At 71.2% G+C, this 13,017-nt stretch carries 5 protein-coding genes and 1 pseudogene; 2 read left to right on the top strand and 4 right to left on the bottom strand.

The window, feature by feature from the left end:
* Positions 1 to 1,741 (top strand): thioester reductase domain-containing protein (locus tag QIS99_RS31480; RefSeq protein WP_282517168.1); only part of this gene is annotated, 1,741 nt, incomplete at its 5' end.
* Positions 1,742 to 1,867: 126 nt separating this feature from the next.
* On the opposite strand, the gene QIS99_RS31475 is transcribed toward QIS99_RS31480, so the two are convergent.
* The 4 genes from QIS99_RS31475 to QIS99_RS31460 form a co-directional block, all read right to left on the bottom strand.
* Positions 1,868 to 2,605, bottom strand: coding sequence for an AzlC family ABC transporter permease (locus tag QIS99_RS31475; RefSeq protein WP_282517167.1), 738 nt, complete (start codon positions 2,603 to 2,605; stop codon positions 1,868 to 1,870).
* A 62-nt stretch (positions 2,606 to 2,667) separates the two neighbouring features.
* Positions 2,668 to 2,985, bottom strand: coding sequence for an AzlD domain-containing protein (locus QIS99_RS31470; protein WP_282517166.1), 318 nt, complete (start codon positions 2,983 to 2,985; stop codon positions 2,668 to 2,670).
* 84 nt (positions 2,986 to 3,069) lie between these two features.
* Positions 3,070 to 9,573, bottom strand: a complete 6,504-nt coding sequence (locus QIS99_RS31465; RefSeq protein WP_282517165.1) for a non-ribosomal peptide synthetase — start codon at positions 9,571 to 9,573, stop codon at positions 3,070 to 3,072.
* A gap of 8 nt (positions 9,574 to 9,581) precedes the next feature.
* The gene (locus tag QIS99_RS31460; RefSeq protein WP_282517164.1) at positions 9,582 to 12,713 is read right to left on the bottom strand and encodes an amino acid adenylation domain-containing protein; all 3,132 of its coding nucleotides are present in this window, start codon (positions 12,711 to 12,713) and stop codon (positions 9,582 to 9,584) included.
* A 189-nt stretch (positions 12,714 to 12,902) separates the two neighbouring features.
* On the opposite strand from QIS99_RS31460, the pseudogene QIS99_RS31455 reads away from it, so the two are divergent.
* Positions 12,903 to 13,017 (top strand): annotated as a pseudogene (locus tag QIS99_RS31455) (phosphoserine transaminase); the annotation flags it as partial.

Here is a 13,017-nt window from a genome sequence, read left to right as displayed (position 1 = left end):
CGACGGAGGCATCGCGGGCCACCTGGACCAGACCGATCTGGACCGCATCGCCCGCGACGGCTACCGCCCCGTGACCATGGAACAGGGCCCGGCCATGCTGGACTCGGCCCTCGAACTGGCCCTTCCCACCCCTGTCGCCACCCCGCTCGACCTGCCGGCCATCCGCGCACTGAACGGACCTGTGGCGCCGCTCCTGCGCACGCTCGCCCGCACCACCTCCCGCCCCTCGGCGCTCGACGGGGCCGGGACCGCGGGCCCGGCCGGCGACCGCATCCGGGACCTCCCCGCCGACGAGCAACTTCCCTTCCTGAACGACCTGGTGAAGGCGGAGGTGGCCGCGGTCCTGGGCCACGCGGACGCGGCCGGCATCGACGCCGACAGAGGCTTCCTCGACCTGGGCTTCGACTCGCTCACCGCGGTGGACCTGCGCAACCGCCTCGGTGCCGCGACCGGCATCCGGCTCTCCGCGAGTCTGGTGTACGACCACCCGACCCCGGCGGGCCTGGCGGCTCACCTGCTGGCGGAGCTCACGGACTCGGGCGCCGGGAGCACGGCCCAGGCCGTGGACTTCCCCGCCGAGGTCCGGCTGGCCGACGACATCGTCCCGGCGGCCGAAGTGATCACGACGGCTCAGGGCCCGAAGGAGGTCTTCCTCACCGGTGCCACCGGCTTCCTGGGAGCCTTCGTGCTGCGCGAGTTGCTGCGTACGACATCGGCACGTGTGCACTGCCTGGTCAGGGCCGCTGACGCAGCCGAGGGCCTGGAGCGGCTGCGGGAGACCTCCCGCTGGTACGGCGTCTGGGACGAGGCCCGGGCCCACCGGGTGATCGTCCACCCGGGAGACCTGGCCGAGCCGCGCCTGGGCCTCCCGGAAGCCGACTTCGACGAGCTGGCCCGCACCGTGGACGTGATCTTCCACGGTGGTGCCCTGGTCAACTGGCTGCACACGTACACGACGCTGAAGGCCGCGAACGTGGGCGGAACCGAGGAAGTCCTGCGCATGGCGGCCCGCCACCGCACCGTCCCGGTGCACTTCGTCTCGTCCACCGGGGTCTTCGACAAGCCGCTCACGGAGGGGGTGCCGCTGAAGGTGACCGACCCACTGGCCTCCACCGACGTGATGAACGGCTACCGGCAGACCAAGTGGGTCGTCGAGCACATCATCGGTCTCGCCAGGGAGCGCGGGCTGCCCGTCTCGATCTACCGCGGCGACGTCGTCTCGGGTGACCGGCGATCCGGGGCGTGCCAGACCCGGGACTTCGTATGGCTCAGTCTGAAGGGCCTGATCAAGGCAGCGGCAGTGCCCGAGGGAACCGACATCGTCTTCCGGATGGTGCCGGTCGACTACGTCAGCTCGGCGATCGTGACCCTGTCACGGCAGCCCGACTGCGCGAGCCGGACCTTCCACCTCTCCAACCCCCACGAGGTGCGCTACACCACGATCCTGGAGTACCTGCGGGCGTTCGGGTACGAGATCGAGGAGGTGGACCGGGCCGCGTGGCTGGAGCGGGTACAGGGCGACAGCGACAATGCGCTGAACCCGCTCCTCGACATGTTCGAGAAGATCGCCGAGAACGGTGAGGGGGCCTACCCGCCCATCGACGTCACGGAGACGGAGCAGGCCCTGGCCGGAACGGGCGTGGAGTGCCCGGAGATGACGCGCGACCTGTTCGCGACGTACATCGACTTCTTCGTCCGGGCGGGATACCTCCCCGAGGCCCCGGCCCTGATCCGGCCCTGATCCGGCCCTGAGGTCCTGAGGGGACAGGACGGTGCACGGTAACGGTAACGGCCCCGGCCGGCGGACCAGTGGTCCGCCGGCCGGGGCCGTCCGGCATACAGGGCGCAGGCTGGAGAAGCCGAAGGGTCAGCGCCGGGTGCTCTCCGGTTCCTTCGCGTCCTCCGCCACGATCCGGGGCTCACTCTCCCCGGAGGGCACGGCCCGGCTCCGGACCCGGGCCTCCCAGAAACTCGCCACCACGGCGGCCACCAGCGTGGCTGCGAACAGGCCGCTCTGGTAGGGGAGTTGGTGCATGGCGAGCGCGAGACCGCCGGCCAGCAGGCCGATCGCGACCGCCCGCACATGGGTGAAGCAGGAGACGACCAGACCGATGTACGTCGCGTAGATCGCGAAGTCCAGGCCGAGCCCGTCGATGCTGCTCAGGTCCCTGCCGTACACCCAGCCGGTGAGCGTGGACGTCAGCCATGCCACGTACACCGCGACCGAAGCCGCCATGACGTTCCAGTGCTGGAGGCCGTCCGGTCCCGGCTCCTCGCGGTACCGCTTCGCGGTCAGGGCGTACACCGCGTCCGTCATGCCGAACGCCAGCGCCGAACGCCAGGCCGGGGACAGGTGCTTGACCTCCGAGGACAGGGAGGCGGAGTAGAAGATGTGCCGAGCGTTGACCACCAGGGTGGTGAGGACGACCAGGGGCCAGGCGGCGCCGGACGCCAGCATGCCGATGCCGATCATCTGCGCCGAGCCCGCGTTGACCAGCGCGCTGAGCAGCATCGTCTCCAGCAGGCTCAGATCCGACTGCTGGGCCACCGCGCCCACGAGCAGTCCGAACGGGATCGCTCCGACCGCGATCGGAACGGACGACACGAGGCCCCTGCGGATCTCCAGGGACCGGGACGGTGCGGTACCGGCTGCCGCCGGCCGCGCGCTCACTGGAGGAGTCCCGTCGCCACGAACGCCGCGATGGACGAGGCGAACACGAGGAAGAAGCTGTCCCGCTTGAAGGCGCCCACCGCGAAGCCGACCAGGGCTCCCACGAGGTAGGGCGTCAGCCAGGACGGGCCGCTGTCGGCAGCAGGAGCCGTCAGCACGGAGGGCACGATGATGGCCATCAGCACGGCAGGCATGACATAGGGGAGCGACTGCTCGATGCGGGGCGATATCCCCTCCGGCTTGAGCGGGCCGAAGAACGCGATGCGGAGGGCGAAGGTCACCGCCCCCATCAGCGCGATGGTCACGATGGTCATGGGGTCCTCTCGTGGTGGACTGTACGGACACAGGGGTGGTGGCCGCGGCGGATCACGCCGCGGCCACCGGCAGTACGGGAACGGTCAGTTGCGGACGGCAAGGTCTTCCAGGAACAGCCCTGACAGGAACGCGGGCCGGGTGACGTTGAGGTAGTGGCCGCCGTGGTCGGTGACCACGGTCCGCACCCGGGTGCCCAGGCTCCGCCAGGTGTCGGCGGCGTCGGCGCGCCCGGCGGTCAGCGGGTCGTCGGTGGCGACGGCCACGGTGACGGGGCAGCCCAGGGGGTTGTCGGCCAGCGCCGTGAGCGCCAGACGGAAGCCGCGGGTGGCCTCGACGGTGTCGTACCGGAAGGAACCGGCGAGATCCGCGCGTTCACGGGCGGAGAGCCTGTGCACCTCGTCGAGTCCGGTGTTGTCGACCAGCCACTGGAGGACGGCGTCATCGGACATCTCCAGGACCTCGTTGGACAGGTGGTCGGCCGGGTCCACCGACTTGAGGATCTTGGATACGACGAGGAGTCCGCGTACCTCCACACCCCGCTCGCGCAGCTCCGGTACGAGGAGCAGGCCGAGTGCCGATCCCGCACAGTGGCCGAGTACCGCCACCGGCCCCCGGGCCGTCGCGGCGACCTCGTCGGCGACTTCCCGGGCAAGCTGCTCGATGGGGACGGTGGCCCGGCCGTCGTCGGCGGTCCGCCCGGGCAGCTCGACACCGAGCACGCTCACCCGCCCCCCGTCCGCCAGCTCACGCGCCAACGGGACGTAGCTGACAGCGCTGCCGCCCGCGAAGGGGACGCACACCAGAGTGAGCACCGGATCGGGGATCTCGGCGCCCGCCGCCCTCGTCAGGTCGGTGAGCAGCTCCCGCGAACCGTCACCCCGGCGTGCCAGCTTCCCCGCCAGGTGCCGTGGCGTGGGGTGGGCCAGCAGGTCGCGCAGGGCGATACGACCGTCCGAGAGCGCCGCCACCTTCATCGCGGCGATGGAGTGGCCGCCGATCTCGAAGAAGTTGCCTTCGGCCGAGACCTCCGCCGGGTCCAGGTCGAGGGCCTCGGCGAAGAGCGCGCAGACCTCGCGCTCCGCGTCGGTGGCCGGTGCCTCGAAATGCCGTACGGGAGGCGCGACCGCGCTCTTCTCCAGGGCCTTGCGGTCGGTCTTGCCGTTCGGGGTGAGCGGGAACTCCGTCAGCCGCACCAGGATTTCCGGGTGCATATAGCCGGGAAGGAATCCGGCGAGCCCCTGGCGGAACTCCTCGACCTCCGGCTCCGCGCTGCCGGTGTAGTACGTCACGAGACGCGTCTCGCCCGCGAGCTTGCGGGCCAGGGTCACCGCCCCGTCGACACCGGCGAGGCGCTGCACGGCCCCGTCGATCTCGGAGAGCTCGATGCGGTAGCCGCGCACCTTGACCTGGTGATCGGTTCGGCCGGCGCAGTCCAGGATGCCGCCGGGCAGCCAGCGCCCGATGTCGCCCGTGCGGTACAGGGTCTCGGAGCGGTCGTCGAGGGTGTTGGGCTGGAACACCGCCGCGGTGCGGTCGGGGTCGTTCACATACCCGAGACCGACACCCGCACCGGTCACGACGATCTCGCCGTAACTGCCCAGCGGGCGCAACCCGTCGTCGTCGCCGACCACATGGATGCCCGTGTTGATCACCGACCGGCCCACCGGTACCCGTACCGCGTCCACCGGTCCCTCGATGCGGTGGTGGGTCACGTCGTCCGACGCCTCGGTCGGACCGTACGCGTTGACCAGCGGGATCTCCGGGTACTGCGCGAACCACCGCCGGGTGAGCGCCGGCGGCAGCGGCTCCCCGGTCACCAGGTTCACCCGCAGCTCCGGCAGGGCGACCGGGCGCATCGACGTCTCGGTGAGCACCGCGTCCAGGTAGGACGGCACGACCTCCAGGACCGAGATGCGGTCCTCGGCCAACGACCGCAGGAACGCCGGGACTTCGACGACCGCCTCCTGCTCGTAGATCACGGTCGAGGCGCCGCGCAGCCAGGCCACAAGGAGCTGCCACACCGAGATGTCGAAGCACTGGGTGGCGATCTGAGCCACCCGGTCGTCCGCGGTGAGATCCAGGTCCTCGACCTTCGCCAGCAGATGGTTGAGCATCCCGGAGTGACGGATGACGGCGCCCTTCGGCTCGCCCGTCGACCCGGAGGTGAAGATCAGGTAGGCCGGGTCACCGGGCGCGGGAAGCGGGGCCGGGGTGCCCACCGCGTCAAAGGCGGCGGCCTCTTCGTACACGAGCAGATCGGGCTCCAGGCCCGTCGCCGCCAGGGCCGGGCGGAATCGCTCCGCGGATCGGGCATCGGCGACGATGTGCCGGCAGCCGCTGCGCCGCAGCACCTTCGCGACCCGCTCCATCGGGTAGTCGGCCTCCTGCGGCAGATAGACGGCGCCCAGCTTCAGCAGCGCAAGAACCGTCACCCCCCACGGGACGCCCCGCGGCAACACGGTCGTCACCACGCTACCCGGCGCGACACCGTGCGCCGCGAAGTGGGCGGCCACCCGCTCTGCCGCCCGGTCGAGGTCCCGGTAGGTCAGGCGCTGTGCGCCATGGACCAGCGCGGTGCGCTCCGGGGCGGTGCGCACCTGCTCGGCGAACAGGTCCAGGAACGTGCCCTGGGGCAGGGCGCGTCCGGGACCGCTGAAGCCGGCCAGCGCCGCCCGCTCCTCCTCGTCGAGGAGGGCGCCGGTGGCACGCGGGGAGCCCGGGTCGGCGACCAGCTGCTCCAGGGCGCGCCGGTAGTAGCCGCCGATCAGCCCGATCTGCTGGGCGGTCAGCACATCGCTGTGGAAGTGCAGGCTCAGCTGTACCTCGTCGCTGACCGCGTCCTGCGAGAACTCCGCGCGGAACGGGAACTCGGTCTGGGCGTTGACCACGGACCGTACGAGGCCGAAGCCGTCGCGCTCGGAGAGGTCCTTCAGGACGTGGAAGTGGGTGAAGTTGAAGACCGACTCGAAGAGGGTCTCCTGGGTGCCCACCGCCTTCTTGATCTCGGCCATCGGGAAGCGGCGGAACGGCAGCATGCCGGTCTCGGCCCGGTAGACGTCCTCGACCAGCCCCGCCCAGGTGGTGGAGTCGGCGAGCGAGGCCCGGAACGGCACGGTGTTGAGGAACAGCCCGGCGAGTTTCTCGCCTCCCTCCACCTCGGGCCGCCCCGAGTGCTCGTACCCGGTCAGCACGTCGTCGGTGCCGGCGACGAAGCCGAGCACCGCCGTGTGCACGGCGAGGAGCAGGGACTTCACCGGCACCCGCAGCGTCCCGGCCGTCGCGATGACCGAGGCGGAGAGGCCCTGCGGCAGGTCGACGTCGTGGATGGCGACGGCCGGAACAGGAGAGTCGGAGTCGGGCAGCCGCGGCAGCGCGGTGTTCTCCGCACCGTCCAGGAGACGCAGCCAGAAGTCGCGCTGCTCGTCGGAGGCCACAGCCTGCTGCTCCAGGGCCACGAAGTCCCGGTAGGACTGGCCGCTGTGGCGCTCGGGCAGCGGCTTGCCGTCCAGCAGCGCGAAGTAGGTGGCGAAGACGTCGCGGTGGATGGTGTTGACGCTCCAGCCGTCGAGCGCGGCGTCGTGGTAGCTCAGTGAGTACTGGTACTCCCCGTCGCCGAGCAGGTGCAGATGTATGCGTACGAGGTCGGGGGTGCCGTAGGCGAAGCCGGCACGCAACTCCTCGGTGGCGAAACGGCCCAGCGCCTCGCGCTTGGCCTCGTCGGACAGCTCACGCAGGTCCGCCACCGACAGCGGCGACGCCGCTTCCCGGTGCACCAGCTGCACGGGCTCGCTGAACCCTGCCAGGTGGAAGGAGGTCCGGAACACCGGGTGGCGCTGCGCCACTTCGGCCACCGCGCGCCCGAACACCTCAAGGTCGACACGGCCGGCGATCCGATAGCTGAGGATGTCGTGATACATGCCCTCGCTGTCGCTGCGTGTCGCCTCGAAGATCAGTCCGACCTGCAGGCGCGACATCGGGTACGCGTCGTCGAGCCCGTCCGGCAGCGACTCCCGGTCGGCGTCGGCGAGCAGCGCGAACGGCTCGACGGCCGCGTCGGCCTCCTGGGCCCCGGCCGTGGCTCCGTCCGCGGCCAGGTGGGCGAGCTCGGCGACGGTGGGGTGGGCGAACAGGTCCTGGAAGGTGAAGTGCAGTCCGGCGGCGCGAGCCCTGGCCAGGACCGCGATGAACTTGATGGAGTCACCGCCCAGGGCGAAGAAGCTGTCGTGGACGCCGATCTCCTCGGTGCCGAGGACCTCGGCCCAGATACCGGCGAGGGTCCGCTCCACGTCCGTGCGCGGCGCCACCCGTTCCTGGGCGGGTGCGGCGGCGACCGGCGCGGGCAGGGCCTTCAGGTCTCGCTTGCCGTTGTGGTTGGTGGGAACGGCGTCGATCTCCATCAGGTGCTGCGGCACCATGTAGGAGGGCAGTTCGGACGCGAGCGCGGCGCGCAGGGCCTGTTCGGTGTAGCCCTCGCCCGGCACCACGTACGCCACCAGGGAGCGGTCGCCCGTCGCGTCCTCGACCGTGGTCACGGCGCAGTCGGTCACGCCCGGTGCGGCGGCGGCGACGTGCTCGATCTCGCCGAGCTCGATCCGGTAGCCGCGGATCTTCACCTGGGTGTCGATGCGGCCCAGGTACTCGATGGTTCCGTCGGCGAGCCAGCGGGCCAGGTCGCCGGTGCGGTAGAGCCGTCCGGTGCCCTCGATGCCGTTGTGGACGAACCGTTCCTCGGTCAGCTGCGGGGCGTTGAGGTAGCCACGTGCCAGACCGGTACCGGCGATGCAGAGCTCGCCCGGGGTTCCGATGGGGGCCTGGCCGCCGTCGCGGGTACGCACATAGAGGCGGATGTTGTCGATGGGGCGGCCGATGGGTATCGGGCGGGTCGTGTCGATGCCGGTGCACGGCTGGCAGGACACGTCGACCGCGGCCTCTGTGGGCCCGTACAGGTTGACCAGTTCGGCATGGGCGCCGAGCTCCTGCGTGAAGAGCTGGGCGTGGCCCACCGCGAGGGCCTCGCCACTGGCGAACACCCGGCGCAGTGAGGCGAGTCCGGCCGTGTCTCCGGTGGCGACGACGTACTGCAGGAAGGCATGCAGCATGGACGGCACGAAGTGCATCGTGGTGACGGAGTACGCGGCGATGCGCTCGGCGATGAGCTCCGGGTTCTTCTCGTCGCCACTCGGCAGGGTGACCACCGAGGCCCCCGCCATCGACCACCAGAAGATCTCCCACACCGATACGTCGAAGGTGAACGGGGTCTTGTGCAGGATCGTGTCGTCGGGGCCCAGCGGACAGGCACGCTGCATCCACCACAGCCGGTTGACGATGGCGCGGTGCTCAACCATGACGCCCTTGGGCCGCCCGGTGGATCCCGAGGTGTAGATGACGTAGGCGAGATGGTCCGGGCCGCTCACGGCAGGCAGGTCGCCGCTGTCCTCGGCGGCCACGGCCGGGTCCGCCACATCGAGCGAGGCGTGCTGGGGCACGACGCCCGCCGTGCCCTCGTCGACCAGCACGAGTGAGGTCCCGCTGTGGTCGAGGATGTACTCGATGCGGTTACGGGGAAGGGTCGGATCGAGCGGCACATAGGCGCCGCCGGCCTTGAGCACCGCGTACACCGCGACGAGCATGCGCGGCGAGCGCGGCAGACAGACGCCCACGACGCTGTCCGCGCCGACGCCGCGCGAACGCAGGGCCCGCGCCAGTCGGTTGGCGGCGGCGTTCAGCTCCCCGTAGGTCAGGTTCCCGTCCGCGACAGCTACCAGGCCGGGCGTGTCGGCCGCACGCTCCTCAAGGAAGCTGTGCAGGGTGCGCTCGGCGGGGAAGTCGGCAGCCGTGTCGTTGAAGTCCCCGGCGATCAGGGCTGCTTCGGCGTCGGTCGGGCCGAGCAGCACCCCCAACGGGCGGGCGGTGTCGGCCAGCAGCGCGTCGAAGAGCCTGGCGAAGAGGTCGCCGAGGCGCTGTGCCGTGGCCTCGGAGAACGCGCCGGCGTCGTAGGAGACGACGACCTCGCCGGGCCCGTCCGTCGTCAGCGCCCGGAGGTCGAAGAGCAGAGGGCAGCCGCGCTCATCGGCGTCCGCGTCCGTGAGGTCGCCGTCGAGGGCCAGCATCAGATCGCTGGGGCGTGCGTCCTCGGAGTCCAGAAACGCCCCCACGGGGATGTCCGCATGGGCCAGCGCGCCGAGGTAGTCGGCACGCAGAGCACCGAGGAGCTGCTGCCCGGTGGTGGCGGTGGTGACCTCGGTGGTGACCGGCAGGGCGCGTGCCGCGACCGGTCCGGGGGCCGTCGGCACGGGCAGGAAGACCGTGACTCCTGCACGGTCGGCTGCGCGGGCCGCGAGAAGCGCGAGGACCGCGCCGCCCACCGTGCGCAGCAGCACCGGGTCGTCACCGGTCAGTGTCCGCGCAGCGGCCAGCGCCCGGTCGGCCAGCTTCGCGGTGACGGCGGGCCGCCCGCCGGTGCGGCGGCGTGAGTGGTCGCGCACGAGCACGGTGGGCTCGTCGCGCAGGGCCGGGTGCCGCTGCCAGAAGGCAGCCTGGCCGGGGAACTCTCGGAGGGTGGACTGGAGTTCAAGAGCGTTGACCATGAGGTGTCCTAGAAGGAGAAGTGCGCGGCGGTGGATACAGGGGTGGCGGGGCGTTCGGCTGCGGGCCGTTCGGCTGCGGGCCCCGGCCAGAACGCGGGAGCGTCCGGATCGGCGGTCAGCTCGTCCAGGGCCGCGACGATCCGGTCGAGCAGGAACCGTGCGGAGGAGGCGGTGAACAGCTCGGTGTTGTACTCGAATTCGAGGACCGTGCCCTCGGGGCGCTCGTACGCCTGCAGATTCAGGTCGAAGCGGCAGGTGCCCTGGTGCAGCAGCGCCACCTCGACGTGCCGGCCGTGCCGGCGGAAGGAGTGGAAGCCGATGTTCTGCAGGGCGAAGAAGGCGTCGAACAGTGCGTTGCGGCTCGGGTCGCGCCGCGGCACGACCGCCTGCACCAACTGCTCGAAGGGGTAGTTCTGGTGGGTCAGTGCGGGCCCGTGGCTCTCGCCGGTGCGCCGCAGCACGTCACGGAAGGTGTCGCTGTCCCCGAGCCGCAGCCGCAGCGCCACCGTGTTCACGAACATGCCGACCATCCGGTCGACGTCCGGGTGCGTACGCCCGCTCATGGGAGAGCCGATGACGAGATCGCGCTGCCCTGTGATGCGGCTGAGGGCGGTCGCATAGGCGCAGAGCAGCACGGTGAAGCCGGTGACGGCATGGCGCGCCGCGCTCTCCCGGACCGCATGGCTGCGCGCGGCGCCCAGCTCCAGGCGCAGGACGTCGCCGCGGGTTCCGCGCACGGAGGGCCGGGGATGGTCGGTGGTCAGCGCGAGCGGCGCGGGTACCTCGGTGAACGTCTCGCGCCAGTACCGCCCGGACTCGGCCATGGCGAGGGAGCCGAGCTGCCCGGCGAACCACTCCGAGGCGTCGCCGTATCCGGCGCCCGAGGGGACGGGCTCGATGCCCGCGTACAGATCGAGGAGTTCTTCGACGAGGACCGCCAGGGACACCCCGTCGAAGACGATGTGATGCACGTCCAGGTAGAGCCGGTCTGCGTCGTCGTCCTTGACCAGGAGGGCGCGCAGCAGCGGGGGTGCGGCGAGGTCGAAGGGGCGCACGAACCGCTCTGTCGCGACGGAGTCGGAAGGCACCTCCGGGCCGGACGCCGTCTCCAGCTCGAAGCCCGCGAACGGCGCCACCACCTGCCGCACTTCCTCGCTGTCCATGCGGAAGCCGGTGCGCAGCGCGTCATGGCGGCGGACCAGCGCACCGAGCGCGTCCCGCAGCCGCCCTGCGTCGAGGCCGGGTGCGATGTCGAGCCGGAAGGGGATGTTGTACGCGGTGGAGTCCGGGTCGGTCTGCCACAGCGCGTACAGGGCGCGCTGCTGGGGGTGCAACACGGCCTCGGTCCGGCCGGGGACGACCGGGACCGGCAGGAGTTCGGAGCGTTCGGCGGCGCTCACCTCGGCGGCGGTCGCGCTCAAGGTGCGGGCGGCGAACAGCTGTTGGAGGCTGAGCGCGGCGCCGGTGGCGCGGTGGATGCGGCCGACGAGGGCGCCTGCGGTGAGGGAGGTTCCCCCCAGCTCGAAGAAGTCGTCGGCGGGGGCGATCCCGGCGGCGTCCAGGTGGAGCACGTCCGCCCAGAGTCCGGCGAGCACGTCCTCCATCGGGGTGCGTGCGGGTACCGGGCCGCGGGCGGCGCGGGCCGGCGGTGCGGGGAGCCTGGCGATGTCCACCTTGCCGTTGGCGTTCAGCGGGAGGGCCTGCACCAGTACGACCTGGTCGGGGCACATGTACGTGGGCAGGGCGAGTCGCAGCGCGTCGCGCACCGCGTCCGCGTCGATCCCCTCCTCGGCGACGGCGTAGGACAGCAGTCGGCGCCCGTTGCCCTCGCCGGTGACCACCGTGTGCGCGTCGCGCACTCCGGAGACCTCAAGCAGTACGGCGGTCACCTCCTTGACCTCCACCCGGTGGCCCCGGATCTTCACCTGGTCGTCGGCCCGCCCGTGGAAGGAGAGCACTCCGTCGGTGTCGGCGCTGACCAGGTCCCCGGTCCGGTAGCAGCGTTCGCCCGCCAGCTCCACGAAGCGCTCGGCGGTGAGGTCCGGACGGCCCAGGTAGCCACGGGCGAGGCCGAGGCCTCCGGTGTACAGCTCCCCGACCTGTCCGGGGGCCGCGGGGCGCCCGTCGGGGCCGATCACGTGGACCGAAGTACCGCTGACCGCCCGGCCGATGGGAATGGCGGTGCGGTAGTCGCGGTCGACCGGGAACACGGTGGTGAAGGTGGTGTTCTCGGTGGGCCCGTACGCGTTGAGGATCCGTAGCCCGGGGCAGGCCGCGCGGACCAGGTTGATGTGCCGTACGGACAGCACGTCGCCGCCCACGAGCAGTGTCTCGACCCCGGCGAAGAGGGTCGCGTCCTCGTCGGCCAGCTGGTTGAACAGCGGCGAGGTGAGCCACAGCACGGTGACTCCGGTCGCCTGCACGGCCTGCTTGAGCCGCGCGGGCGTCAGGAGCACGTCGCGGTCGACGACGTGCAGGACGGCGCCGTTGAGCAGCGCTCCCCAGATCTCGAAGGTGGCGGCGTCGAACTCAAGGGCCCCGGTCTGCAGGAAGCGGTGGCGCGGGGAGAAGTCGAAGTAGTCGGCGTCCTGTACGAGGCGGATGACACCGGCGTGTTCGACCATGACGCCCTTGGGTCGCCCCGTGCTTCCGGATGTGTACATCACATAGGCCAGTGAGCTCGCGGAGGAGACCGCGCGGACGGGCTGCCGCTCCACCTGGTCCAGCTGCTTCAGCTCGTACAGGGCGGTTCCCGCGGGGACGGCGTCCGTGAGGGGGTCGGAGAGCCCGTCGCCGCAGAGCAGTACGGAGGGCCGGGCATCGTCGAGCAGCTGGGTGATCCGGCCGGTGGGGAAGTCCGGGTTGACCGGGAGGTAGGCGCCCTTCGCGAGGATGATCCCGAGCATCGCCACGACCGCGTCGGCGCCGCGGGGGAACGCCATGGCGACGAGCGTCTCGTGCCCCACCCCCAGCGAGGCCAGGCGGCCGGCCACTGATTCGGCACGGTCCAGGAGCTGCTGGTAGGTCAGTCGCTGCTTGCCCGAGACGAGTGCGACGGCGTCCGGGGTCTGCCGGGCCTGTCGGAGGAAGAGCTGGTCGATGGAGTCAAGGGTGCTGTGGGGCGGGCGGTGGTCTGGCATGTACGGAGCTCCCTACCTGCGGGTTATGTGTGACCGCCTCAATAAAATAAAAGAAACCCGTTTTGTTTTTGGTTGGGGAGCGACGCCGTGAGGCCACTTTGCCAACTCCGATACCCGAGTTGGCAAAGTGGCCTGCGGGGGAGAGGGCGAGGGCAGGGGCGATCGCCCGAGCGTCCCTAGGCTCGCGCCGTGATCGAGATCCAGATTCCCGCTGACATCAAGCCCGCCGACGGCCGGTTCGGCGCGGGCCCCTCCAAGGTGCGTACGGAAGCGCTCGACGCTCTGGCCGCCACCGGAACCTCCC

This window comes from Streptomyces solicavernae, from assembly GCF_029968095.1.
Classification (GTDB): domain Bacteria; phylum Actinomycetota; class Actinomycetes; order Streptomycetales; family Streptomycetaceae; genus Streptomyces; species Streptomyces solicavernae.
The sequence above is the reverse complement of the archived record's forward strand: the minus strand, read 5'-3'. Positions and strand labels throughout refer to the sequence as shown.